The sequence below is a fragment of the Chryseobacterium balustinum genome (genome assembly GCF_900168205.1).
GTDB classification, from domain to species: Bacteria; Bacteroidota; Bacteroidia; order Flavobacteriales; family Weeksellaceae; genus Chryseobacterium; species Chryseobacterium balustinum.
In genome coordinates, this window is the sequence record NZ_FUZE01000014.1 from 1 (window position 1) to 26,633 (window position 26,633).

Below are 26,633 nucleotides of genomic sequence, written 5' to 3' on the forward strand. Positions count from 1 at the left end.
CAGAATTATATTCTTCAAAAGAACAATTTGACTCTGATATTGGCTTGGTCTTAAACATCAAATATAATTTAACGAGATTGACCGTTTATAAAAACGATGGCTATGGCGAGAGTAAAATGCATACTGTGAATTTTCAAAGGGAATATTATGTGATCAAAAACAGGTTTGAACTTTACCGTCATTTTCTTACAGGAGTACAAATCTTTCGACCGGACCTCAAGATTCAATATTCGGCACTTCTTCATTTTCAACTTCTTAAGGATCCCAACTCTTAACTTTGTTAAGAAAAATGTCGATTGATTTTCAATGTTTTTCCTACTGTATAAACAAATATGGATGCTAAAAAATACATTTATATTATACCTTTTAGAGTAGCAGTTTTATTTTCTTTCAATTAACAATATCTTTGTGACAAGACTTGTTTTTAAAACGACAAAGAATACATGGAAAGCAACGAGGTCAGTTATCCGGTCTATTCGCCGGGATCCGTCATAGGAATCTTTAGCAATGCTTTGAAGCTGAACGCTACAGTCAATCTTATCTATCTGAAGGGTAGATATTCTTTTGGTGGCGGTAAAGCTTACGGTAATTATTTTTATGACCTTCTGTTTTCAGAAGGTGATAACATTTCCATTGGAATACGCATCTCTTCTTTATTAAGAAGCAAGATCACCAACAATGAGATCTACACGCTCAGAGGGTATATTGAAAAGAACGTCAAGAATTCATCTATTGAATTACGATTTGTAGTGGATGAAATTATCCAGCAGGAAGAAAGATCGATCTCTGAAGAAGAACTGCAAAGGTATGAGCTGATCCAGAAAAAGCTGGAGGCAGGATCAAGGGATCTTGAAACCCTCATCAGAGATAAGATGCTGAAAGGTGAAAAGATCAGGATCGCCAATATTTATGGTAATAATGCCATTGTTCAAAAGGATTTTTCTGAGGGACTTGATGTTTCTGGACAGTATTTTGAAATTGATGACTACAGCTGTAATATTACCTCCTCAACGGCAATTATATCCAAACTGAAGGATATTTCAGCTTTGGACTATGATATAGTAGCATTGGTAAGGGGCGGAGGTGATCGCCAAAGTATGGAAACGTTTAATAATATTCAGCTCTCAGAGTTGTTCATTGAACTTAATACAGTAACCATTACAGCATTGGTCATACAGTCGATGAAACATTGCTGGATAAGTTGGCAGACAAACGTTTTCATTTGCCTTACGATTATGGTGCGGGATTGCATGCCATAGCAGAAAAACTTTCTCACGAACGTTCCAATTCAAGAGCCCTTTTAATCGATGAGGTCAAGAAAGATGTTTCCAAGCAGTTTTCTGAACAGGTTAAAACTTTAACTGAACAACTATCTAAGAGAAACGAAGAATTCCAGAAACTTCAGGAATCTTCAGTCAAACAGCTTCAGGACACACAGAAGAACTTCACCGAACAGGAGAAGCAGAGAAAGGAAGAAATGGATAGCTACAAAAAAGAGATCGCAGCCTTGCATGAAAAGAATATGCAGTCTGCCATCAATGAAAAGACAGCCTCTATGAAGGTTCGCCTGGAAACATTGAATCAGGATAATATCAGACTGAGTCAGGAATTGCAAAGCAGCAAAACTGATTACATAAAGATCATCCTTGCATTTATACTGGCATTGTTCATCGGATTTGTTTTGGCAAAGGTTTTTTGATCTCTTAGTAATATTTTTCCATAAGCTTAAATTATTAAAAATGAATGTTCTGCTTAAAGCTTGACGGCGAGAATTTTTCTTTCTGATAATTCCTTACGTATACTCAAAGAATAATTAAAGTTCAGCTCTTATTCTGCTCAGCTGTGTAGGAGTAATTGCCAGATAAGAAGCTATCTGATGAAGTTTTAATCGGAAAACAAGTTCGGGATACTACTAAAAAGTAGGGACTTTAAAATATATATCAGTCAAATGAATTACGAAATTCCAGTGGAGAGAGCCCCGTCCTTAGCCTAAACATCTTGCTGAAAGACTGTGGATGCTCAAATCCCAATTCATAGGCTATCTCAGCTACTGTTAGATTGGTATTAGTCAGTCGCTCTTTTGCTTTTTCGATGACTTTACCCCGGATGTACTGCTGGGCATTCTGTCCAATTAATGAGCGCAGCAGGTCGCTCAGATATCCGGATGAGATTTTAAGCTGATCTGCCACATATTGCACGGTCGGAAGACCCTGCTGCAATGATAGCTGATTATTTAGATAATCCTCAAGGATACTCTCTGTCTTTTGGAGTATATCGTTGTTAACCACTTTTCTGGTGATAAACTGCCTTTTATAAAATCTATTCACATAACTAAGCAGCAGCTCAAGCTGAGCAAGCAATATCTCTTGGCTGAACTCATCCACACGGCTGTTCAGTTCCTGCTCCATGATTCGATAAACTGACAGGATGATCTCCTTTTCGCTATCCGAAAGATGCAGCGCCTCGTTGGAAGCATAAGAAAAGTAGCTGTATTGCTTTATTTTCCGTGCGATAGGATGACCCAGCAGAAAATCAGGATGAATCAGTAAAATATAACAATAGGTCTCACTGTTGTAGTCGGTGCTTCCTACCAGCTGGTCAGGTGCAAGGAACAGCATACTACCTTCATCGTAATCATAGTAATTCCGACCGTATTTCAATCTTCCTTTATTTCTTGTGATGAACGTGATCTTATAAAAACTCAGAATATCATAGATCGGAGCCATTGCCGTATTAAAAGGATTATCCTTATTAAAATGGACAAGACTGATCAGCGGATGCTGGGGTGCAGGCAGTCCGAAAGCCTGATGGCTCTCCGATATCGAGATGAAGCGTACCAGTTTATCGTCATTAGATTTCATGCTATAAATGTATAAAAAACCTATGACCAAAGATCATAGGTTTTATGTTAAAACTACCAAGGAAGAATATTGTCCTTCCCGCTAAAATCGGCGGGACCTGTGAAGCTTCCTGTCGGAAGACCTTCAGCTAAAGCAACCCTGATCGGTTCTTTTGAGCCTTCTTCTACAGAATCCGTTCCCTGAAAATTATTGAGCGCTGTAGCCGTAAATCCTGGACTTACCAAATGAACTTTGATGTTGGTATTCTCCAATTCTATAGCCAGCGAAAGGAAAATTCCATTAAGAGCTGTTTTCGAAGCGCCATAGACTGCATCAAAATTTGAGCGATAAGGGTTTTCCGTATTAGCATTAATACCAAGGGATCCCAAAGCACTGGAAACGGTCACAATCCTAGCACTATTGGCTTTATGCAACAGAGGTAAGAATGCCTGCGTCAAGGCTAATGTTCCGAACACATTCGTATCCCAAACCGTTTTTAGCTCACTTATCGGTGCTATACTTGCACGCTGAGCTCCTAATACTTCCTCCATTGTACGACCTGATTCACCTGCATGAGAAACTGCAGCATTGTTAACCAATAAGGTCATGTATCCGTATTCTTTTTCTATAATCTCTACTGTTGCATCGATAGATTCTGAATCTGTAATATCCAGCTGAATAGCTTTTGCCGATCCTCCCAGTTCTCTAACAGCAGACTCGCCTTTTTTAAGGTCACGAGAACCTACATATACGGTGTAACCATTCTCGAGAAGGGTTTTGGCAATCTGAAATCCCACACCGGTATTGGCACCTGATACCAGAGCAACTTTGTTTTCTTTGTTCTGCATTATTTTAATGTTTTAAAGTGATGAAGCAAAGTTGAGCATTAAGAGAATAATTGATGTATCTCAATCGAGACTAGTTGAAGCCGGATTGAATATTATCAACATTAACTAATTTAATTGATTAAAGCTATTGAACATTCAGTGTTATCTTCTTTTTAATTATTGAATCAATTATCTGAAATATCTGAATCCGGAATTTCATCTATCCTGATTGATGTTAGGATTGTGATGCAGGCAGGCCTTCTTTGTAATGCTTACGGACTATTGCAGCTCATAATCATCCTTCAGGAAATTTGACGCCTGCGATTGTTGATATGAAAGGGAGTGATGGTTGGGATTGAATATTGGCCGAGTAAATCTTGAGGACATTGGTTTTAGAAGTTTGATGGTAAGGATAAATGAAGTTATGACATAAATATATGGAGTTCGAATCTGTTAAGATAATAAGGTTTTGGATATTTAGTAAGGGATTAGGTTTATGGTTGGTTTGGAAACCTCCTGAGTTTGTGGGCTTGGGAGTTTTTTTTGGTTGAAAATTTATTTTTGAGAGAGCTTGGAAATTCGGAGGTGGCAAAAATGTGTTTCCGACCAAAAGGAGGAATTGCATTTTTGCGGAATTTGAAACAACCATATTTCTAAAACATTACCCGATTCTAGGCTATATTATACTTTGAAAAAAGATTGCTAGATTATTCACCGTTGAATTTGATGTCATAGTAGTAACGTAGAAATATCATTCTAATTATCACTTTTCGGTTGCTCAAACTACTTTTCTTCGCTTGGCTGATTAAATTGTTAATTTAAGATTTGCTAATTAAATAAGAAATTTAAACTTAATGTTAATCCCAAAAGACCATTATAATTATGAGGGTTATATTTAAACATTTCCACTGTTAAAATTTAGCTATAAATATTTTTTTTATTTAAGTAGAATATTCTTAATTTAGTGAAAACTAATAGAATACATCATGAAAAAAGCTCTAATAACCCTCGGACTTACTATATCCGTATTTTATTCTGCACAAATACCTCTCACAAAAGATTATTATGCATATGATATAATAAATATTTTTGATGCTAAAGACCAATTTTATTATTCATGGCTTTTTAATGGTGATAGTTTTGTGATGAACTTTCCAATGACAAAGTCTGGCTTACAGAATTTAAGAGATAAGGTTGAATATATTGCTAGCTTGTCCGATGTTGATGATTACGCATGGGACAAAAGTATTATTCCAAAAGATTATGAAGACGAAGAAAGTGTAGATATAAGGTTCGGTTTGATAACGAAAAATTACATTCTTAGAAACAAACATAGGATGCAATATAATTCAGGATCTGTTATTTTAATTGAACTATCCGGAAATTATTGGGAGATATACCCCTGACAGATTTAAAATATTTTCCGAAATGAGAATTATCATTGAAGCCCAATTCATACGAAATCTCGATGATTGACAGTGAGGTGTGAAGCAATAATCTTTCTGCTTCCAGAATAATTCGGTTTTTGATGACCTGCCCCGCTGTTATATCAAGGATTTCTTTTACCAATGTATTAAGATAGCTGGAATTTATATTTAATTTCTCAGCATATTTTGAAGTGGTTTTCAATTCCTTATAATGCAGGTTTACAAGATCATTAAAATCATCTACCAATTTCTTCTTGTGATCTACAGAACGGTTGATAAGGTCTTTTTTGGATGAATTTCTAATATACTTCAGCACAAAAACTTTCAGAAGCAGGCATAGTATTTCTTTTCTGGATTGCCGGTGAGATTGATATTCACTTCTAAGTTCCTTAAATGTCTGCTTAATATCTGACAAGTTTTCAGATTTTAATGAAATAAATGGGGAAACGTTATGAAGTGCAGTGTCGCTTTTAATCATTTTATTACCTGTATAGACGTGGTTGTAAAATGATTTGGTAAATAAAATGACTTCACCTTCATTAGATTCGTGGTCTTTGAAGTAGTAGACCTGATTATAGTTAATGAAAAAAAAAGTTTGTGATTTTAACTCAAATTCCCGATCATCGATGATTATCGAGCCATCTGCATTTTCGAAAAGCAAGACCGCATAAAATTTATTTTTATAATGCAATCCTGACTTTAATTTACTATTAAAAGCAGAAAAAGGCATCATCAGAAATTCATTCCTCGTGGCTGAACGTAGGTCGAGCCTGCCTAATGTCAAAGAAAGTATGTTTGGAATCAGATTCTTCTATTTATAATCAAATATATGGATATTAATTCAATTGCGATTTTTAGCAAAAGTAAATAAAAGTTAATTTGTGTTTTCCAAAATTTTAAACTCTGCAGGTTGGATTTCGTGATCAATCAACTTATCTACATATTCGGAATTCATCGCACGCAAAACAGCCAGATAGCTCATGCTAAAGTCTACATTGTCACCGACTTTTAAATTGTTTTGATTATCCGAGAGATCCAGGATCATCATATCCGAACTTGCACCTATGATCTCTACATCCTGTGTAATTGGCTCAATCTGTTTGTGGTCAATATCCAGCACACCCACGTCAACAATAGCTCTTACAGATGTTTTTCCTTTTTTTGATAAATCATGTTGCGGTGTTTCGCCGGTAAGGTTTGTTCCGGCATTACCTGCAGGTACCATTGGCTTTTGTGCAATTTCTATGATCTCGGCGGTGAGTTTGAAAACATCCTGGTACATCCCGCTGATAGTGGAGTCGTTGTAGACATCTGTTCCGAAAAATAAAGACTCTCCAATTCTGAAATGATTGATTCCGGAATGGATCTTATTCTGAAATATCAAAGGAATGGTGACCGATGATCCTGCAGAGATGAAAGGTATTTTTGTTTGATGTGATTCTTCGATGATCTCTTTAAAACTATGGAGTTTTATCAATTTTTTCTCATCCGGTAAAATACCATTCAGGCAATTAAGATTGGTTCCGACCCCGACAACATCGATGTTTGGGAATTTTCTCACTTTACCAAAAAAACGGGAGAGATCCCTGACCATAATACCTTCCCGCAATTCTCCCATCTCTACCATGATGACAATCTTGTGAATCTTGTTTTGCAGCACGGCCTCTTTCGAAAGTGCTTTGACGGTTTCAATTTCACTGTTGAAACTGACGTCGGCATATTTTACAATGCTTTTTGCCAATCGTTTGGCTGGCGGTTTTATATAGACAGTTTGTGTTTTGGGTGATATTTTTTTGATGTGCTTCAGGTTCGTCAGTCTTGAGTCACATATTTCCTTATCAGAAAATTCCAGCAGACATTCCAGAAATTTCTCGTTTCCACACAATAGTTTGGCCACTACCGCCCATTCAATGTTGTGTCCTGCGAAAAGCTGATCCAGATAATGGTAATTATATTTTAGTTTATTTGAATTTAGAGTGATGTATGACATTTTATTTTTTTAATCGCATTTCAAGGTACTTGCTGGTAAAACCCAGCTTTTTGTAAAGCTGCATGGCGGGATTTTCCGGTTCACAATGGAGTGCGATGTCCCCCTCACAAGAGCCAATGGCGTTTTGCATGAGAAGTTTGCCAATTCCCTGTCCGCGTACTTTCTTATCGGTTGCGATATAGACAAGTATGTTTTCAGGGATATAACCGCCCATTCCGGTTTTGTTCAAGACGACTGCTCCCACAAGACTTTGACTGTTTTGATCTGTTGCTGTGACAATGGTTCCGCCAGGTTTGTTTTGATGGCCTAAGGAATAGTTGACTGCGGCAGCAATGTCGCCTTGTGGATCGCCATATTGTTCAAGATGTTCAAAGAGAAATTTTACAATGTCTTCTTTCTGATTTTCTGCTATTTTATCTTTTTCTGAATATTTTTGTATTGTGATCATAAAATTGATTTTATCCCGGATGCGGAAGCGTGATATCATAACCGGCATTGGCATTTGACAAACTTTGCTTCTTTTCATATTTATTCTTTAGAAAAAATAAAGGAATTTCCGTGTTGCTGATTATTTTTTTGAAGAAATTTTCTAGGAAAAATGATTTCCAGCTGTTTTCATCCCGGTAATTGAGAATGATAATGTCTGCTTCGTCATCCTTGGAATGTTCTGAGATCTGTATTGCCTTTTCGTCGGTCATAACAAACTGAGATCTGTATTCCTGTGAACTTTCTTCAAGTGTTCTCTTTACTTCCAGATAGGCACTTTTAATTTTACTGACGTCTTCCTGATCGCTGATTCCTAAAAGATTAATGACGCCTTTATTCTTTTCGGCAATGGTTACCGAAAGATCTATCTTATCTGAAAGATCGTCCAGTACCCGTACAGGAACAAGTATTTTTTCAAATTTATATTTTTTGCAATTTTCCGGAACTAAAAGTACGGAAGTGTTTGAACCTGTCAGGATCTCGTAAGACAATGAACCAACAATAACCTGAACAAAGTTTTGTTTTCCAGAGGTAGCACAGACCACCAAGTCTACATCCTGATCTTCGATCACTTCATTAATGCCATGTATAAGACTGTCATTTTTAAGGATGGTTTCAATGATTAATGTTGGATACTTAGTCTTAAGAGATATTTCCATTTGACGCAAGGCATTTTCGGCTCTTTGTACATCGCCTTTTACAATGTCGGCACCTAATAATTGTTTTCCGGTCTTGTCGATCACAAAAAAATTATCAATATTGTGCAGTACAATAAGACGTGAGTGATGCCTTGACGCGATATTCAATGCCATCAACAATGCATTCTGCGATTTTTCTGTGAAGTCGGTGGTTAAAAGAATTGTATTGATCGAATTTTGCATTTGAAATGGTATTACATAAGTATATTGATTTGCAAAGTTCGCTAACGTTTATAGTAATGTATGTTAGAAAATGCTGTGAAAGTGGTATAATTTATAGGCAAGCTTTTAAGAATGAGTATAACTGAAAACTAATTTTGATCGCTTTCTATTGCGTTATGATCTTAATTATAATTCACACTTTGTTATTACATATATACCAAAATGATAAGGCATAGGCATCTCTATATCTGCGAAATCAATAAGATCTGTATCCTAAAAGTATGGTAAAAAACGGTCTTTCAATTTTTTTGTATCTTACTACGGTCAATTATTCGAAATCATCAATTAAAAATATAAAAATTGTAATTATGAAAATAGGATTATTAGGATTTGGGAAGGCAGGTAAAGCGGTAGCAAATGTTATTCTTCAGCACAAGGATTTTTCATTGGAGTGGGTTCTGAAGAAAACTGATACGCTGAATAAGCTTTCTGCAAAAGATATTCTTGGGATCTCAGCATCTGATGATGCAATGATCTATTCTCAAAGCAGCACGGACATTGAAACATTACTTGAGGATCATCCTGTAGACTTTGTTATTGATTTTTCCAATGAAGAAAGCATTCATCTTTATGGCAAGTTCGCAGCCCGTAAAAAGATCAAGATCATCTCAGCCATTTCGCATTACGGAGAAAATGAGATCAAAGTTCTGAAAGAATTTGCAAGGGACACTGTGGTTTTTTGGTCACCGAATATTACGCTAGGCGTCAACTACCTGTTGTTTGCGGCATCGCTGTTAAAAAATATAGCGCCTAGTGTTGATATTGAAGTGGTCGAAGAACACTTCAAAGCCAAATCCGGCGTGTCTGGAACAGCAATGAAAATTGCGGAAACTTTGGATATAGAGACAGAAAGCATCAACTCTGTCAGGGCTGGCGGTATCGTTGGAAAACACGAAGTTATCTTTGGGTTTCCCTACCAGACCGTTCGGCTTGTCCACGAATCCATATCACGGGAAGCATTTGGAAGTGGTGCATTGTTTGTCGCTGAGAACCTTAAAGGCAAACTGAAGGGATTGTATAATTTTGAAGACATCCTGCGACCTTACTTTTTCGCTCAGACTCCAGATATGTTATCTTAAAATATATCAATTGAAAAAATGCCATTCAAATTTTGGAATGGCATTTTTGAACTATATTTCAATCTAGTTTTCAGAATTGTTTAAAAGTTTGACATTTTTCTCATTTAGCCTTTTTTCAAGCCAGCTTTTAAGCTGTAATTCATTCACTTTCTTTCCAGAGTAGATCATCACAAATTGGAGTCTTGCACTGTCCGTTTCGGGATTGAAGATTCAACTTAGCAGTTTATTGATGTTATCTTTATAAGTTTGTCCGATTGGTATTTTGTGCATATCAACTAATATCCTGTTTCCTTCAATTTGTTTAATCTTATTTTTAGCAACTATAAAGGATTTATGAGTTCTTATAAACTCTAATTTAGGAAGCAACTTTTCAAAATCTGAAATTTTTTGAGGGCTAACAATCATATCATTCTTTAAATAAACTTTGATAAAATGTCCATAAGCTTCAATAAATAATACATCTTCAAAATGAATTTGATGATGCTTTTTATCGCCTTTTAAGAAAATACTACCGGCATCTGCTTTGGTTTCAGTAGTTGATAAGGCCGGTATATCTTTCTTATTTTGAAGAGTAGAAATAGTTTTGTTAATCGCTTTTACAAATCGTTCAAAACTAAATGGTTTCAATAAATAATCAGAAATATTGAGTTCATAACCTTCTAAAGCAAATTCTTTGTAGGCTGTGGTCACAATTATTTTAGGTGGATTGAGTAGTGTTTTTAAAAAATCGAAACCAGATAGTTTGGGCATGTTAATATCCAAAAACAACAAATCTACCGCATTTTCATTTAAAAACTGCATCGCTTCAAAGGCATTATAGCAATTTCCTTTCTTTTGCAGATGTGGTAAATTCTCACAATAGTTTTCAATAATACGATGTGCTATTGGCTCGTCATCAATGATTAAATAGTAAATCATACTGTTTCTATTTTAAGCGTAAATTTATATATATCATCCTTAACCTCAATTTGAATTTGGTGTTTATTGGGATATAATAACTTTAAACGTTGTTTTAAATTATCTATTCCAATACCAACTGTCGTATTGGCTTCTCGTTCTTCAAAATTATTTTCTATGTCAAAATGAATAATGTCGTTCATACTTCTCATATTAATATGGATAAAAGCATCTTCTGTCAAACTTTCCACGCCGTGTTTAAATGCGTTTTCTAAAGGAATAATGAATAGTAATGGAGCAATTTGATAATCGGTATCCTGAGAATGATTAAAAACAATATCAACTGTTTTTTGATACCGTATTTTATGTAATTCAATGTAGTTCTTTAGATATTCTATTTCATCCTTTAATGGCACCAAATCTTCTTTTCCCATATAAATGGTATAACGCATGATGTCAGATAATTTTAAAACAACATTTGGTGCGTCATCTGATTTTTCGATTATTAAACCATACAGATTATTTAAGGTATTGAAAAAAAAGTGTGGATTAATCTGGCTTTTCAATAAAGACAATTCTGCTTTTGATTTTTTTGCTTCGAGAGTTTTTAACCATTTCCATTGCTGATAGAACCACATTAGCAGCAAAACAAAAAAAGGAACGGTCAAGATGATTTTAATTTCTTTTTCTTGCTGGAGGTAGCGATTTACATCATCAATATAAACTCTGATGTAATAGAAATACCCAAAAGCTAAAATGTAAAACCCAATGATAATCAATGCGTATTTCTTAAAATAGGAAGGTGCTATAATGGAAAAAAAATAGAGCCCAATACTTATTAATCCCGCAAAGGTTAGAGGATTGTCGGCTATTTTGGAATTTATATCATTGATAATTATAGCTAAAAAAATAAAAATCAATACAATTAACTTTAGACTAATTGTTTTATGCTGTTTTAAAAACGAAAAATAATGAATGGGCAGAGAGATTAGCATCCAGCTAAAAATAAAGCTCAACGTATTTGCCAATACAGCTGAATTGTCAATATAAATAAAATCAAAATACAATAAAATAATGACTAATACCCGATGAATTAGCAATCCGTATAAGAAGGCTTTGTATTTTTTGAGAAATGCAATCATAAGTCAAAATTAGCGATAATTGACCTTTTTCAACAGCAATAGGCACCAACTTACTCAAAAGTAGCACAAACAATATTTCTTTCTGCATCAATTTGATTTGTGTACACCAATCAATTGTCTGTGGTGATTGCGAACATGTTTATGATTAATATTTTAAAGCGTTTTCGTTTACTTATATGTTTGCTCAAAATTTAAACATTAGAATATTATGAAAGTCTATTTTAAAACGATGCTATTAATGCTATTATTAATCCTACAAAACCTACAGAATGCAAAAGCACAAGAGAAAAACTCATTGCAAACAAAAGAAAAAAGGGAGATTATAACTTCAATAAAAACGCATCTTGCGGAATCCTATATCGATTTAGATTTATCCAAAAAAATGATAACTGAGCTGGATAAGAATTTGAAATCTAAAACGTATGACAAAATCACCAGTCCAGCTGAATTTTCTAAAAAACTAACCGAAGATTTGCAAAGTGTGAGTAAGGATTTACACCTTAAAGTTCAATTTGAACCAGAGCGTATTGCCCAAGGAAAGCTTGTTGTTTCGGAAGAAAAGAAATTGGAAGCAGAGAAAAAAATGGGTATGCAAATGGCCGAAATTAATTACGGATTTACAGAAGCAAAAATATTGGACGGAAATATAGGTTACTTAAATTTACGAATGTTTTCAGATGTAAAATATGCTGAAGAAACCGCAACAGCTACGATGAACTTTCTAAGCAATACCAAAGCAATTATTATTGATTTACGCACAAATGGAGGAGGTGTTCCAAGTATGATGCAATTATTATCAAGCTATTTCTTTGATGAAACACCTGTTTTATTAAGTGATTTCTATGAACGAAAAACAGACACAAAAACCCAATTGTATTCGCTTGCAAATGTGAATGGAAAACGAAGCTCGAACAAACCAATTTACATTTTAACGAGCAAGCAAACATTTTCTGCAGCAGAAGCCTTTGCTTACACTTTAAAAAATCTAAATAAAGCTATTGTAGTAGGTGAAGTTACTAAGGGCGGTGCTAATAGAACAAAACGAATTAATATAAACGAGGAATTTACAATATCAGTGCCTTACATCCAATCCATTCATCCAATTACAAAAACAAACTGGGAAGGAAAAGGTGTACACCCAAATATTAATACAAATGAGAATGAAGCTTTTGTATATGCATACATTGATGCGATTAATAAAACTAACATAAAAAATATAGAGGCTATTTTAAACAAAATTGGTTACGCCTTTTTGAAAGAAAAATCCGTTGATAATGCGATAATAGTATTTCAGGAAAACGCAAAATTATCTCCAAATAATGCAAACAATTGGGATAGTCTGGGTGAAGCATATTTCATAAACGGCGATAAAGAAAATGCATTAAAATCATATCAGAAAGCTTTAGCGTTAGACCCAAATTCAGAATCGGCAAAAGCAATGATTCAGAAATTAGAAACCATTAAATAAAAAAATGGGTAGTAGTTTAGTTTGCGTTGCGTGCTACGAATGCAACGGAAACTCATTTTAAGGTTTAACTGGTCTAAGATAAATCAATGCCAAGAGCAAAAAAACACCTGCAATGCAAGCACAATTAGATTGAATAGGGCTTTTTGGAGATTTAATATAAAGAGGTTCATTCTATATCTCTTTCTTTTCTCCATTATGCAAAACTCTGTAATATTTATTTCCTTCAATCAACAGACCTTCTGATTTTTGGTTGGGAATACTTTTAGAGTAATCTTTTGGGTGTTTTACATCAATTCCTATTACTTTTTCTTTGTATTTTCTATTGACTTTTGATTGTAGTGTATGCCCAACAACGATTGATTTTGCACTGAATTTATTTAATCCTCGTTCTACTTCTTCCTGGGTCAAATTATCTTTAAAATAACCTCTGTACCATGCAATTCCTTTGTGAGAAGAAATTAACAATTGCTCCAAATTTTTCTGCGGATTCGGATAGTAAGGTTTATAATAATTGCTACGAATAATTTGATTGATTTCGTCCAAATTTGTTTTGTAACCTGCTAAATCTGGATGTATTCCACCGTGGGCAAAGAGAATTTCGTTGATTTTTTCAATTGAATTTTTGCTCGACATCCATCTTCCAAGAAATGAATTGGTACTATACAATTCGGTTTGTTGCTTTTTTAAAATAGAAGCAACGTGATAATATTTGAGCGAAGTATTTTCAAAATTTCCCTGCATATTTTTCAATTCGTGGTTTCCCAAAATGTAATGAACATTTCCGCCTTTTTCTTTTGCTTCTTGTTCCAATTTGTAAATAAACCAAAGGACTTGCGTGGTTGAAAAATCCCTGTCCACAAAATCTCCGAGCAAAACAAGATGCCCATTTCCGAATGTCCAATTTAGCTTATTGTCAACGACTTTATTGGTAATCAAAAAATCTCGAAAGGTTTTAAAACCGCTTTCAATATCAGAAATAGCTAAAATTTTAGCGTTGTCGTCGTAAGTGTTTTTCGGAATTTCGATTTTGTTGTTGATGGTAAATTCAAAACGGGTAGAATCTAATGGGAAATAACAAGACACAGGAATTTTTGAATCCAAAGGATAATCTTTCTGGTCTAAATAAAATCCGTCATCTTGATTTCCTCTAACGTAATTTACAGTTACAACGCTTTCATTTTTATCAAAAATATATGGGCCATCTTTATCCCAATTCATCATTTCAGGATTTTCTGCATACCGAAAACTTGCATCGTGATACAACCCAAAATGAGATTGCTAAAACACCAAATATCAGAAAGGTAATTACAATATGTTTTAAATATCTAAAAATTCGTTTTTTCATTTTCTTTAATTTTAATTTCAGCAAACCTAAAATAGCTGATTTCGTTTTCAAAACCTTTGTGACAAAAGACTTCTGCAATTGGACAAACAGTATTTGCATCAACTCAAATTGCTTTTATCACTCATTTTCATAGATTCAAAACGCTGTAAGGGTTGTTTGTCAACGTTATTGCGGTGGGCAATTTATAGTTGTAATATTGCAGTATGATGATTCTGAAAAAAAATAATAAATGGATTGTGATTGCGCTTTTATTAATGGCAATTGTTCCTGTAATAATCACGGTTTATGAAGTGATTTTTAAGGGAGATAAATCCGTTATGTTTTTAGGAAATTACCATCCAAATGTCGTATTTCTTGTTGTTTTTTATTACTTGTTTCTATTTGGTTTGGGTGTTTTTTGGCTAGTTCGTCAGATTATTTTTATTTCCAAACTGAAAAATGAAAAAACCAAAGCCGAATTAATGCTTTTAAAAAGCCAGGTCAGTCCGCATTTCTTTTTCAACATGCTCAACAATTTGTATGGTTTGGTAGCAAAAGACCCTCAAAAAGCACAAGGATTGATATTGAAACTTTCAGATATGATGCGTTATAGCATTTATGAAGGCGAAAAAGAAACAGTAAAGATTCAGGAAGAAATTGATTTTTTGAAAAACTATGTCGAACTCCACAAAATGCGTTACCATAAACTGATAAGCGTTGATTTTCATTGTAATATTGATAAAAATCTAAAAGTTGCTCCCTTGTTGTTTATCATCCTTTTAGAAAATGCCTTCAAACACGGAGTTGAAAATTTGAGAGAGAATGCATATATAAAAATAAGTTTGGCCACTTCTAAAAACGAAATCTTTTTTTCGATTGAAAACAATTTTGAAAAAACTGAAAATCAATACGGAATTGGCTTGAAAAATCTGAAAAGAAGATTAGAATTAATTTACCCTAATCAGCACGAATTGACTTTTTCGGAAACAGAAAATGTATATCAAGCCCAACTAATTCTGAAACAATTATGATAAGCTATTTAATTATCGATGACGAACCTATTGCCCACGACATCATTAAAGGATATTGCGATTTATTGCCGAATATGCAGTTGATGAAAAACTGTTATGATGCTTTGGAAGCATTTGATTATCTGAGTAAAAACAAAGTAGATTTAATTTTTTTAGATTTGAACATGCCTGTTTTGAAAGGTTTTGAATTTCTGAAAACATTGCAAAATCTACCAAAAGTAATTGTAACAACTGCTTACAACGAATTTGCTTTGGAAGGATACGAACACAATATTTCAGATTATTTGCTCAAACCTTTTGGTTTTGAACGATTTTTAAAAGCTGTAAATAAAGCGATAGGTTCTGTTGATCAAAAGGTTGTAACTAATGAAAAAAGTGAGGCTTCTAACCGCATTTTTGTCCAAAGCAATAAAAAACACATTCAACTGGAAACAGAAAATATTTTATACATCGAAGCAACAGGAAACTACATCAAAATAGTAACCACGACCGAAACAATTACCATTCGTGAAAAATTTTCTACTTTTTTAGAACAATTGCCCAAAAATGATTTTGTGCAAGTTCATAAATCTTTTGCAGTTGCTCCGAAGCAGATTAATAGTGTTGAAGGAAACATTATATTTATTTCGAATTACCAAATTCCTATTGGCAAACTTTATAAGATGAATATTGTGAAATTGTTAAAGTAGTTTATCTAGCCAATTTAAGGTCAACAAAACCAAGTAAGGTAATAATTATTATTGGAATTCCTATATTTTAGTATCAAAAAGTTATAATAAACCAAAAGAGAAAAAATACTAATTTTTTATATCTATAAAAAAAGAGACAACTAATAAATAGTTGTCTCATTAAGTGACTTGACAGGACTCTATTCAAACCATTTATTGGCAGATATAGATAATATTTTAAAGGTATTAAATGATATTTAAGTTATAATTAGATTTACTAAAATCAATCCAAAATTATATAATTGTATTGGAAATTTTTCTCATAAATACATTTCAGTCAGGATGTTCTGGTATCACAGATAGAATTGTTATTAAATTACAGCAATCGTTTTTACAACAGACAATTTTTGACGAGGAAAGCAATCAATCACGATATCATCACTTCTATGGATAACCTTTTAAACAACTATTTTGAAGAAGAAAACAGTCTGAAAAACGGTTTACCCTCCGTGAAATATATCAGTACGGAATTAAAGCTATCACAACGCTATTTGAGCGATATGTTAAGTTCATTGACAGGGTTAAACACCCAACAATACATTCAGAATGCAGTTATAGAAAAAGCGAAAGAAAAATTATCGACGACGAGTCTTTCCGTTTCGGAAATTGCTTACGAACTGGGCTTTGAACATTCACAATCGTTCAGCAAACTTTTCAAGATTTAAGACCAATGTTTCACCTTTGGAGTACAGAAAGACGTTTAACTAAAAAGTTAACAAATTATTTACTATTCTTCACTTTCAAATTTTATCAAATTGTTGAGTAAAGAAACTTATCGTCTGAAGTATTCTGTTAGCCCATTGGCGTGCATATCTCAATGAGAAATCCGTCAATGTCACGGACATAGGCTACAATTTGTCCCCACGGTTTTGTTGTAGGATGTTCAACAATTGTTGCTCCTGCATTTACAGCTGTCAAAAATGTTTCTTCTACATTGTCTGTGGTGAAACCAATTTCAATTCCAAATGGTTTAGCTGTCAAATTACTTTCTGTAAAGCCTTCCTTTAAATTTGATTTGGCTAACGTCATCGAAGCAAACGAAAGCGTTGTCTCTCCAACCAAAAGTTCGCCATAGTCATTGTCAGGCGTTACAAATTTTCTTGTAAATCCAAATGCGTTTTCGTAAAATTCTATTGATTTTTTTACGTCTTGTACGTATAGGATGGTATAAGCAAATTTTATCATCTAATTAATTGTCTGTTTTGTTAATTATTATTTCATGTGTGAGTTTTTTGGTAACAGGGTAGTAGGATAACATTTCGGAGGTCTACTTTTACAAGCAAAATAAGATTCCCAAGTATTCAGTTTATTACACATAATCTGCTTTTTTGGCAAAACTCGTATGTTTATTAAGAAGTTATGAACTCTACAATAGCTTGTGAATGGATTTTTGTAGTGTCAAACACAGGAATTTCAAAATCGTCCTGGCTTACCAGCATCGGTATTTCTGTACAGCCCAGCACAATACATTCTGCTCCTCTGTATATCAGATCTTTTACAATTTCTTTATACTTTTCTTTTGTTTCAGGGTTAATAAATCCAATGCCCAATTCTTCTCTTAATGTGTATTGGATGTATTCCCTGATTTCCGACTGTTCAGGGCTTAAAACCTCAAGTCCAAATGATTCAAATTTGTTTCTGTAAAAGTCCATCTCCATGGTAAACTTTGTACCTAAGAGTCCAATCTTCTTAAATCCATTTTTGTTGATTGTTTTGGCTGTTTCTGTAACAATGTGGATCACTGGCAAATTAACTTCTTGCTGAAGTCTGTCAGCATAAAGATGCGCAGTGTTTGCACACAGTGCAATTCCGTCTGCTCCGCTTTTCTTTAAATTTTCACAGGCATTGAGCAGCAGATCATATGAATTGTCCCAACTTTGAATGTAGATGTCTCCAAAGTTCAGTGAGTAGATCATACACTCGGCAAAATTTAATCCACCTAATTTTGCATTGACTCCCTCGTTTATAAATTTGTAATAATCTAATGTCGATGTCCAGCTTATTCCTCCAACTAATCCAATTTTCTTCATTTATTGTTTGTTGTGGTTTGATATATCATTGAGATTACAGATGATATAAATATATGCGTTAATTCTAGTGCTGTGTCAGCAATTAATTTTCCAGAATCCTTTTCATTATAATGTCAGCCTGCTCGTCGTTTACGATAACGCAAGAATCATTAAAAAGTCAATCTTGGTTTACTAAATCAATTTTCTCTCTTTTGCTATAACGGCGAGGTGGAAAAGGGTTTTAGCACCGAATGTTTTTCTTATGGTTGTCAGCCTTTTTTCAATGCTGCTTTTACTAGCAATGATTGATTCGTCGTCTTCAAGTTGCTTAGAAATTTCACCGATTTTTAGACCTTGTGACAAGTATTTTAGTATAAGGATATCTAATTTTTCCATTCAGTAAATTTAAAAATAATTATGTTCTCTCAAGTTCAATTTACACTGGCGTAGGATCGCTGCTTTTTGTCCAAGCAATGATGTACATTGTTATTCTATCGAGATTTCTTTACTTTTAGTTACTTTAGGAATATAAATAAGATAATCATAACCTTTTATAACTCTCGATAAGTATACATCATCTATTTTTAGCTTGTTTTGTAAAATAGATTTCTTTAAAGGTCTCAAATCAAAACAGTACCATTGTTCCTCTTTCATCACATTTTGAAAAGATTTAAAACTAGTGTCATCATTTTCGTCTTCTCCTTTTCCAATGAGCATTATATGTAAGGATTTCCTATGATTTGCCTCTTCGATATTCGATATTAAATTGCCAATATCATAAATATCGGTTTTTGTTAAGATGGTTTCTCCTTTTGGTAGATGCACTGCACCAAATTTGAAAAGATTTTTCTTGTTTTTCCAATCGGGCAGTTGCGTTAGCAATATATTTTTCAGCAATTGAATCCTTAACGGATGACTTCTTTTTACATAGATCTCTCTGCTTAACTTTAAGTCTTCAATTTGTTTTCGCTCTTTGTCAGAAAGTTTTAACTTCAACAACGAATCTATTTTTTGAAGGCAGTCTTCAGATAATAGGTAGTATTTTTCCATACCATCTTTAGACGCAGCTAGTTTGGAGTTATGAAGCATTTGCTCATAGACCTCAATCGCCTTTTTATTTTTCGAAGTTTCCTTTAAACCTGAAATGATCATCTGGTCTGCAAAAACGCTGATTTGTTCGACACCATATATTTTGGTCTTACCTTTAACTAAATTCTTAAACAAATCAAATTCTGGTTCATACTCCAAAAAAGAAAAGTTTGTACTGTATTTTTTAACAAAAGACTTAAGCTGCTCAGGAGACAGAGATTTAACTTTTGTTTCGATGATATCTACTGAATAAGGATCAACCTCAAGAAAATAGTTGTCAAACTTAACCTCATTGATAATAGCATTTGTAAAATAAGGAATTTCGTTTGTAAAATGAGTTTCTCCCAACAAAACAGAATTAGATTGTTTTATTTCATTGAGCAAAACATCCCATCCTTTTCCCTGAAATGAAATGTTTTTATCAGTTTGGAAAGGAAAACCATTCTTTTGAACTAAACTGTCAAGTACTGTGTTTTGAGCATAGTTGTAATTTGTGATGAATAATGTAAGAAGTAAGAATGTTATTTTTTTCATTTTATAGTTATCGAAGTTTTATTGTAATAACGTACAGCGTTTCCCTTTGCTATAAGAGGTTTCGGGCTAAATTAGCGTTATTTTTCTGGTTAAACAAATTGTCATAAATATTGACCAAATTTAGATTAACGCAAATGCTCAATTCTATTTTGCAAGTGTTAATAGTGATAATGCGGATGAGAGTTTACAACCATAATGGAATTTATGGTAAAAACAGATTTATTACTTATAGCGATAGAATCCTGAATATTCGCCAATCCGTAATAGCCTGTTTTTATAATTTTTCCGTGACTCACAATCGCCAATTCCAATCCCGGAATTTTACGTTTCTGCATTTGATTTTGGATAAATACATTAATGCTGTCTGTTTGTGAGAAAACTGAAATGCTGCAGAAAAATAATAAAATTGCAGCTAATGACTTTTTCAAAATAGGGATCATATTAAGTTGAGGTTATATAAGGTTATTGTTAAAATTTAAAAATGGCAAAGATAAAAAATGAGGGTGCAAAAATTTTGATTCAATTATTTTAAATAATCATTAAGGCCTGTATTGATAAGCATAAGAGGGTCTTATGAAGTATCCTTTTTAATTAATTTCTTTGTGGAAAGTTATACTTCTGGTCTTTCAGTATTGCTGTAATGGCATCTGATATTTCAAAAACTTTTCCGTTGTAATTATTATCTAACAGAATAATGGTAAATTCTTCTTCAATGTCTGAAACTAAAATGGCTTCATAGTTTCCGGCTCTTCCATCATGTTGATGTATTCTCAATTTTTTATCATAATATTTTGCCTGTCCTAATGCTGACTGAGTTTCCGGCAAATCAAATTGCTGTCCCAATTCATAAACCGATTTTGCACTGATTATTTTATTCTTATGAAGACAATCTGCCCATTTCAAAAGATCTAAAGTTGTTAAATAAGTTCCCCCAGTTATCGGCAGATCAGTTTTATCCTGAATCAAAGTATTATTAAATCCCCTTGCAATATCGTCTTCATTTTCAAAAGGAGTCAGGATAGACGAATTCATATTGCAAGGTTTGAAGATATATTTTTCTGCGTATTTTTTATAAGGCATACCTGTCAATCTTTCAACAATAAACTGCCTCAAAAAAATGTTATTGTTGTTATAGTCGTAATGGGTGCCAGATTTAAAATCAAGTGAGTCAATGAGCATTAAACCTTCAAAAAGGTCTTTGTCATTCTTAATTTTTTTCCAGTTAACGTTGGGGATTCCACTTGTATATCGTAATAAATCTTCAATACTAATCTCATTGGCCCATTTGGGTAATTCGGGAATGAATTTAGAGACCTTATCGTCTAATTTCAATTTGCCTTTTTCCTGCATCTGCATTAATGCTACGGCACTGAATTCTTTAGTAATAGAGCCAATATTGAATCTGTAATCGATCGTTAATTTTTCTGTTTTTGCAGCATCAGCAAATCCGAAAGAAGCACTATAAATTATTTTATTATTTTTTGAAACGAGCACATTCCCATTAAAAAAGCCAGCCTGATTAGACCATTTCATCAGAGAATCAATCTGATTTATTTTTTTTGTCTGAGCAAATACATTATTCACTGAAAGTATGAATACAGTGAAAATTAGGATTAGTTTTTTATAATTTTTCATATATAAATATTTATTCTTTTGGAAAATTAAATAACCTTCTATGCAAAGATATGTTTATCTATTAATACTATGCAATACAAAGTAGTAAATAATCTAATTTATTTGTTTTCCTTATTTAGCATTATTGTTCGATTGAAGCATTCAACAGCCTTCTGCAATATCATTTATCTAACATCAATATTTAAAAGGTTTTGCGTTTATATTAAAATTAATTAAACAATTTCCAATAATTTTTTCAGGCACTTCTGGTTCTTGCAAACAAAATATTTCGAACATCCATACTTAAAAATTGAATGATAATGTCTTTACATGCCTCGTGCTTTCTTATGTATATTTTTTTTTAAAAAATAATATTTGCGGTAGTAAATCATTTTACAATCCCAATTTAGGACGGTTTCCTTCATATTAAGTAATCGCAATCATATCAGCCTTTTTACTAATAGTGTATCATAAGCAGATCATAATTAATTACCACAATTCTTTATGAGGCTCACTGATTTTCTATAGCAAATATATTCCGTTGTCCCTGCGGAAAAAAATCTTTTTGGGTATCCGTAATCGGAGATTACAAACCCTCCGCAAAAATATTTCAAGCTTTCATCAATGTTCTTTCTTATTGTTTTTAAGGAAATGATTGCAGTTTTCCTTGTGCCTGCCTGAATGGTAATCCGCATAGAAAAAGTCAGAAACCTCACAAGATGCAAATGCAGTTCATTGAAATTTTGATCCTTATTATTCTCTTAGTATAAATCATCTCATCAGATGTTGGTATAAATCAATTGATCAGATTCTTTTATAAATCGATTAATCAGATTCTTATATAAACCAATTCGTCAGATGTTAGTATAAATCAATTTATCAGATGATATGACCAAGTAAAAGATAAGAAAAGTCAAAGTTTCCTTCAAGCTGCAATTCACAGGGTTTTAATGCAAGTGCGGGAAAAACAGGTCTCCGCCGTACAATATAACGTCAGGAATAATTAAGAAAATAAAGAACGTAGATGGTACAGAATGTATCGTTGTGAATCCTAAAACATTCTCTCTAGAAGTATATTCTGAAATTCCAATAACAGAAATTAAAGGAGCTCAATTATCTAAGGAAGAACTTAAAGAAAAAGCTCCTATATATCCGGTGTTTGATAATTCTGACGCTCTTGTAAATAAATTAAACCTAGAGGTTAAAGGTGCGACAGTAGATTTTAAATCTTTTGTGTTATCTCCAATTTATAAATCAGTTCCAAAATCAATATGGAATACAAAAAATAGTATTTCAGAAACTGAGGCACTTTCAAACGATAATTTATTAAACAACGTTTTTAAAGGAATAAGATTAGAATTTTCTAAAGTTATTTCAGAGATTAAAGAAGTAAAGGTTTCGTTGTATGATTCTTTAGAAAAAGATATTCAGCTTGATAATAAACCACTTGATATAAATTTTATTAGAAACAAAAAATTAAATAATACTACGATGTTGGATTTTGGAATATTGAACGAGGAAGAAATTGATTTTACGGATTTAGTGAGTGATATCAATGTTTATAAATACAAGGAATCATATTTAGGTACATATGAAGTAGCAATATAATATGGAAACAAAATCAATTGGAATTGCAACTTCAAATATTCCAACAATAGCGTCAGGTCAATATCATATCAATGTAGAATTTGATAACAATGTTTGTACTACAAATAAAAAAGATGTTGTTTTTCATGTTGAAGGGTATAATCATACTATTCCTCAAAATGAAGTTTTAACGGTATATCCACCTCAAGAACATAAAGGGAATTTTGCAGGCACCTTTCCGCATATTCAGTTCAGACGAAGTACATTTCCTTGGGAATATGAAGTTAGGAGTAACAATAAGAGATTACCTTATCTATTTTTAGTGTTACTTAAAGAAGAGGAAATCTCTAATGGCGAATTTCTCATAAAAGAATTAAATACAAATGATTTATTAGGATCAATAGAGAATCCAAATGAATCCAAGCCCTTAAAAATTTTATCTAGCACTAAAAAAACAAGTTTTTATCCAGATATTGATTTAGTAGGAAATATAGCTCATGTACGTGTACAAAAACATTCAGAGATTAAGGATTTAAATCTCCCAACCGAAACTTCCATTCTTATAGCTAATAGAATGGTTGAACCTAATACAAAGTACAAAGTATTTGTATGTTATTATGCGGAAAAGCTTGGTGAGAAATATAAAATGATTCAGGATTTAAATCATATTTCAACCACTTGTGTAGTTTTACATGAATGGTCTTTTGAAAGTATTACTGCCGAATTATATCAAATTGATTTAAATAAATTAAAGACCCATCCTAAGTTTGATTCTTTTGCAAAAGGTCTCAAAGATTCTAAAATAGATTCTTTAGAACAAATAAAATTACATGCTAATGCAGAGCTCAAAGAATTAATAGAGAAAAATGAACAATATTTAAAAGATAGAAATCTACGTTGGCAAAAGTGGGATAAGAAAAATAACATAAAGGAATTTGAGCAATTAGAGAAAGATCAAGTTGATAATAGTTTTATTTTAGAATATCTAGAATATAACGGTAAAAATTTAAAAGGTTATTTACATGAACTAGATTTACAACCATTTAAAACTTCTATTAAATCTCCAGCACTAAAAGAAAGTGCAAGCGAATTAAAAATTGATAAAGATCCCATTACTAGATTATTGGATGCTGCTAAAATTCCTTTAGAACACCAATTAAAAGCAGGAGGGAAAATTATTTCTTGGTACCAAGGTCCGTTCACAAAAAGGAATTCATCGTTTAATATCTTACAAACTCTTAAAGATAAATCAATAGATGATGTTCCTGATCATGCAGATTATTTGATACTATTTAATGAAGATACAAATATGTTTGACATGACTTATTCGGCAGCTTGGCAATTAGGACGCTTGCTAATAATGAATGACAATAAAGTATTACAAGAGTTGAAAAAATGGAAATATGATTTAGAATTACATAACTTAATATTAGAACAAAACAAATATAGTCACTTACCAAATTTCATTTCTAAGTCACCAGAGATACCTCAATTATTATTAGATTATATTACAGAATTAGTAAGATTTAGAAATTTTCCTATTAATTACCTATTTCCTCATGCCGATTTAAACAAGAAAGAGACTATACAGTATTTTAAAATAGATAATTCTTGGATTCTAGCTTTCTTGTTTGGAATTTTTAGCGCTGGTCCTACTTTAAGTATTGTAGATTTTGAAAAGTTAGTTTTAAATAAAAAACGAAACGAACGAATTCATGAATTTGGAAAATTTAAATTAGAGAATAACTCATCTATTAAACAAGATTTAAAAAATCTTATGGATAATTTATCAGATAATAAATCAGAATATAATTCTGCTACTCTGTTAGCTGAAATTAAGAAAAAATGTGAAATAGCAATTGTTCAAGCAGAAGTTTCTGGAAAAGATATAGATGAACTTCAAATTCTATTAGAAGCCTTAGATGTAATCAAAAACGAGTTTTGGTTTGTTTTTAATGCTAACAATAGTTACTATGGTATATTGTTACAATCTCAAACCATCAAAAACTGGCCTCATTTGATTGTTGAACTAGATGAATCTCATGATTTCCATTATGTAACCACTATCAATAGTACACTTCGTTTATATATTACAGACAAACCATTCTTTTCTATAGAAATGTATCTAAAAAATGAAAATGCTCATTTTGGTATGGATTATAAAGGCAATGAAGGTAAAACAATTACTGTAATTCAGAATGAAGACAGTGCCGCTACAGCTAACAAATATTTATACAAACAACCTCGTGTTGTTTTCAATATAAAATCTTAATTATAAAACCGCGGATTCTGAAAAGCGAATAGAGTAGGAGAATTTTAATAATATTAAAGATTTATGATTATGGAAAATTTAGATATTAAAGGACAATTAACTAATGACTTAAAGGAAATTTTATTATCTCATTATAATTTTTTTGTTGAAACAAATTACAATTATGAACAATTAGTTCTAAGGATTAAAAATGTTATTGAAAGCGACTCAGTATCGTTGGATATAAATTTTTTAAATGGGTTATATATTCCCTATAACAATTTATTTTGGAATTATTACGAATACCTAATTGAAAATATTTTTAATAATTTGATATCGGATTTGTGTAATGTATCAGAGGATGAAATTATCTCTGATAATGAAGAAGAAAATATGGTTGATCATCATACAGATAATAGTACAATAGGAGATGGTTATCATACAATTTTACCGAATATAAATAGAAATGTTGTTAATGGAGAAAAGAAGAATACGGATTATGGAGATGTAATGATTTTTGGATTCTATTCTCGAGAAGCAAATGCTAATTTTTCAAAACGATTTAATCATATTTCAGAAAAAAAGTCATATAAATCAAAAAAAGTAGACAAAAATATAGAAATTAAACGTGAAGGTTTAAATTTACAACTAGCGCAACTTTATAAAAATCGTCCTTTACCTAAAGTATTTGTAATTGCTGAAGGTGATTATTTTGAAAAAAAGATTGAATTTGAAGGTAATACTTATTATTTGGTCTGTTCTTCAGAAGGAAAAAACGTGAATAATGTGAGTATTTCAGTACAAAATTTATATGCATATGTACTTGAAGATTCAAGAGACACGTTTTGTATTAAAGAAGTTGTGCTGACACCAGACAAAACCTTTAAAGCTTTAGCAATTGATTATGAATTTGATGGAATAAACTATCAAACTTTAGCTGTTCATATACCTAATAAATTAGTTGGAGAAGCTCACAGTATTTTAATGAAATATTCTGAAGAACAATATAAAAAAAAAATAATAGTTACTAGCTATTTTGGGGATACAAATTATTTAAAGCAAAAACAATTTAATTCATGTCCATCCATTGGAGGTCATTTAAATCTTAATGGAGAATATGATAAACCTCATGCTAGCACTGCAAAGAAGTTCACAAATTTTATGCAAAGTGTTTCACTATTATCTTCCAATATCCCAGAAGTGAAAATTTTACAACCCTCGATGTTAAATCATATCAAATTAATACAACAAGAAAGCTATAACGAAGGTATTGATCATCCAAGTATAAATCATTATGTTCTTCATGTAGATTTTTGTAGTCATGATGAATTTTTAGATACTGAAATGAGAAATCAGTAATACTTTTTACATTAATCTTATTAATTTTTCA

27 protein-coding genes are annotated in these 26,633 nt (G+C 32.5%); 12 read left to right on the top strand and 15 right to left on the bottom strand.

Going from position 1 to position 26,633, the window contains the following annotated elements:
• The 3 genes from B5X64_RS22835 to B5X64_RS14645 form a co-directional block, all read left to right on the top strand.
• Positions 1-275 (top strand): hypothetical protein (locus tag B5X64_RS22835; RefSeq protein WP_167370495.1); only part of this gene is annotated, 275 nt, incomplete at its 5' end.
• Positions 276-512: 237 nt separating this feature from the next.
• Positions 513-1,259 (top strand): hypothetical protein, encoded by a 747-nt coding sequence (locus B5X64_RS14640; protein WP_123920874.1) that lies wholly within the window; start codon positions 513-515, stop codon positions 1,257-1,259.
• Positions 1,223-1,699, top strand: a complete 477-nt coding sequence (locus B5X64_RS14645; protein WP_139377611.1) for a hypothetical protein — start codon at positions 1,223-1,225, stop codon at positions 1,697-1,699. Before B5X64_RS14640 ends, B5X64_RS14645 begins: the two co-directional genes overlap by 37 nt.
• Before the next feature lie 241 nt (positions 1,700-1,940).
• On the opposite strand, the gene B5X64_RS14650 is transcribed toward B5X64_RS14645, so the two are convergent.
• The gene (locus B5X64_RS14650) at positions 1,941-2,861 is read right to left on the bottom strand and encodes a helix-turn-helix domain-containing protein (RefSeq protein ID WP_079465967.1); all 921 of its coding nucleotides are present in this window, start codon (positions 2,859-2,861) and stop codon (positions 1,941-1,943) included.
• 53 nt (positions 2,862-2,914) lie between these two features.
• Positions 2,915-3,688 (bottom strand): SDR family NAD(P)-dependent oxidoreductase, encoded by a 774-nt coding sequence (locus tag B5X64_RS14655; RefSeq protein WP_079465968.1) that lies wholly within the window; start codon positions 3,686-3,688, stop codon positions 2,915-2,917.
• A gap of 965 nt (positions 3,689-4,653) precedes the next feature.
• On the opposite strand from B5X64_RS14655, the gene B5X64_RS14660 reads away from it, so the two are divergent.
• On the top strand, positions 4,654-5,073 hold the full coding sequence (locus B5X64_RS14660; RefSeq protein ID WP_079465969.1) for a hypothetical protein: 420 nt from the start codon (positions 4,654-4,656) through the stop codon (positions 5,071-5,073).
• Here the strand turns inward: B5X64_RS14660 and B5X64_RS14665 are convergent.
• The 4 genes from B5X64_RS14665 to B5X64_RS14680 form a co-directional block, all read right to left on the bottom strand.
• Positions 5,027-5,878, bottom strand: coding sequence for a helix-turn-helix domain-containing protein (locus tag B5X64_RS14665; RefSeq protein WP_123920872.1), 852 nt, complete (start codon positions 5,876-5,878; stop codon positions 5,027-5,029). The genes B5X64_RS14660 and B5X64_RS14665 overlap by 47 nt on opposite strands.
• Positions 5,879-5,968: 90 nt before the next feature.
• On the bottom strand, positions 5,969-7,084 hold the full coding sequence (locus tag B5X64_RS14670) for an alanine racemase (RefSeq protein WP_079465971.1): 1,116 nt from the start codon (positions 7,082-7,084) through the stop codon (positions 5,969-5,971).
• 1 nt (position 7,085) lies between these two features.
• Positions 7,086-7,532: a GNAT family N-acetyltransferase gene (locus B5X64_RS14675; RefSeq protein WP_079465972.1), complete on the bottom strand. Its 447-nt coding sequence runs from the start codon at positions 7,530-7,532 to the stop codon at positions 7,086-7,088.
• A gap of 10 nt (positions 7,533-7,542) precedes the next feature.
• Complete coding sequence (locus B5X64_RS14680; RefSeq protein ID WP_079465973.1) at positions 7,543-8,451, bottom strand: universal stress protein; 909 nt, start codon at positions 8,449-8,451, stop codon at positions 7,543-7,545.
• A 347-nt stretch (positions 8,452-8,798) separates the two neighbouring features.
• Here B5X64_RS14680 and B5X64_RS14685 point away from each other — a divergent pair, with 347 nt between their 5' ends.
• Positions 8,799-9,569 carry a 4-hydroxy-tetrahydrodipicolinate reductase gene (locus B5X64_RS14685; protein ID WP_079466035.1) on the top strand — a complete coding sequence of 257 codons (771 nt, stop codon included), beginning with the start codon at positions 8,799-8,801 and terminating at the stop codon, positions 9,567-9,569.
• A 210-nt stretch (positions 9,570-9,779) separates the two neighbouring features.
• On the opposite strand, the gene B5X64_RS14690 is transcribed toward B5X64_RS14685, so the two are convergent.
• Positions 9,780-10,487: a LytR/AlgR family response regulator transcription factor gene (locus B5X64_RS14690; protein WP_079465974.1), complete on the bottom strand. Its 708-nt coding sequence runs from the start codon at positions 10,485-10,487 to the stop codon at positions 9,780-9,782.
• Positions 10,484-11,494 carry a sensor histidine kinase gene (locus B5X64_RS14695; protein WP_228418930.1) on the bottom strand — a complete coding sequence of 337 codons (1,011 nt, stop codon included), beginning with the start codon at positions 11,492-11,494 and terminating at the stop codon, positions 10,484-10,486. The genes B5X64_RS14690 and B5X64_RS14695 overlap by 4 nt, the downstream gene beginning before the upstream one ends.
• 322 nt (positions 11,495-11,816) lie before the next feature.
• Here B5X64_RS14695 and B5X64_RS14700 point away from each other — a divergent pair, with 322 nt between their 5' ends.
• On the top strand, positions 11,817-13,076 hold the full coding sequence (locus B5X64_RS14700) for a S41 family peptidase (protein ID WP_079465976.1): 1,260 nt from the start codon (positions 11,817-11,819) through the stop codon (positions 13,074-13,076).
• Between the two features lie 171 nt (positions 13,077-13,247).
• On the opposite strand, the gene B5X64_RS14705 is transcribed toward B5X64_RS14700, so the two are convergent.
• Positions 13,248-14,297 carry a metallophosphoesterase gene (locus B5X64_RS14705; RefSeq protein WP_228418932.1) on the bottom strand — a complete coding sequence of 350 codons (1,050 nt, stop codon included), beginning with the start codon at positions 14,295-14,297 and terminating at the stop codon, positions 13,248-13,250.
• A gap of 327 nt (positions 14,298-14,624) precedes the next feature.
• On the opposite strand from B5X64_RS14705, the gene B5X64_RS14710 reads away from it, so the two are divergent.
• From B5X64_RS14710 to B5X64_RS14720, 3 genes are all read left to right on the top strand, one after another.
• A complete protein-coding gene (locus tag B5X64_RS14710) occupies positions 14,625-15,431 on the top strand; it encodes a sensor histidine kinase (RefSeq protein ID WP_167370496.1) in 807 nt (268 codons plus the stop codon).
• Positions 15,428-16,120, top strand: coding sequence for a LytR/AlgR family response regulator transcription factor (locus tag B5X64_RS14715; protein WP_079465977.1), 693 nt, complete (start codon positions 15,428-15,430; stop codon positions 16,118-16,120). The genes B5X64_RS14710 and B5X64_RS14715 overlap by 4 nt, the downstream gene beginning before the upstream one ends.
• 386 nt (positions 16,121-16,506) lie before the next feature.
• Positions 16,507-16,824, top strand: coding sequence for a helix-turn-helix domain-containing protein (locus tag B5X64_RS14720; protein ID WP_338030745.1), 318 nt, complete (start codon positions 16,507-16,509; stop codon positions 16,822-16,824).
• Between the two features lie 127 nt (positions 16,825-16,951).
• On the opposite strand, the gene B5X64_RS14725 is transcribed toward B5X64_RS14720, so the two are convergent.
• The 6 genes from B5X64_RS14725 to B5X64_RS14750 all read right to left on the bottom strand — a co-directional run bounded on the left by B5X64_RS14725 (position 16,952) and on the right by B5X64_RS14750 (position 21,426).
• The gene (locus B5X64_RS14725; RefSeq protein WP_079465978.1) at positions 16,952-17,344 is read right to left on the bottom strand and encodes a VOC family protein; all 393 of its coding nucleotides are present in this window, start codon (positions 17,342-17,344) and stop codon (positions 16,952-16,954) included.
• Positions 17,345-17,508: 164 nt separating this feature from the next.
• A complete protein-coding gene (locus B5X64_RS14730) occupies positions 17,509-18,189 on the bottom strand; it encodes an aspartate/glutamate racemase family protein (protein ID WP_079465979.1) in 681 nt (226 codons plus the stop codon).
• 171 nt (positions 18,190-18,360) lie between these two features.
• Positions 18,361-18,564 carry a helix-turn-helix domain-containing protein gene (locus tag B5X64_RS14735; protein WP_079465980.1) on the bottom strand — a complete coding sequence of 68 codons (204 nt, stop codon included), beginning with the start codon at positions 18,562-18,564 and terminating at the stop codon, positions 18,361-18,363.
• Positions 18,565-18,654: 90 nt separating this feature from the next.
• Positions 18,655-19,791, bottom strand: coding sequence for a hypothetical protein (locus B5X64_RS14740; RefSeq protein ID WP_079465981.1), 1,137 nt, complete (start codon positions 19,789-19,791; stop codon positions 18,655-18,657).
• 158 nt (positions 19,792-19,949) lie between these two features.
• Positions 19,950-20,219, bottom strand: coding sequence for a serine hydrolase (locus B5X64_RS14745; protein ID WP_164463428.1), 270 nt, complete (start codon positions 20,217-20,219; stop codon positions 19,950-19,952).
• Positions 20,220-20,382: 163 nt separating this feature from the next.
• A complete protein-coding gene (locus tag B5X64_RS14750; protein ID WP_079465983.1) occupies positions 20,383-21,426 on the bottom strand; it encodes a serine hydrolase domain-containing protein in 1,044 nt (347 codons plus the stop codon).
• 1,023 nt (positions 21,427-22,449) lie between these two features.
• On the opposite strand from B5X64_RS14750, the gene B5X64_RS14760 reads away from it, so the two are divergent.
• From B5X64_RS14760 to B5X64_RS14770, 3 genes are all read left to right on the top strand, one after another.
• Positions 22,450-23,013, top strand: a complete 564-nt coding sequence (locus B5X64_RS14760) for a hypothetical protein (protein ID WP_079465985.1) — start codon at positions 22,450-22,452, stop codon at positions 23,011-23,013.
• Position 23,014: 1 nt separating this feature from the next.
• On the top strand, positions 23,015-25,264 hold the full coding sequence (locus B5X64_RS14765; RefSeq protein ID WP_079465986.1) for a hypothetical protein: 2,250 nt from the start codon (positions 23,015-23,017) through the stop codon (positions 25,262-25,264).
• 69 nt (positions 25,265-25,333) lie between these two features.
• Positions 25,334-26,602, top strand: a complete 1,269-nt coding sequence (locus tag B5X64_RS14770) for a hypothetical protein (RefSeq protein WP_123920870.1) — start codon at positions 25,334-25,336, stop codon at positions 26,600-26,602.
• The last annotated feature ends 31 nt before the right edge of the window (positions 26,603-26,633 follow it).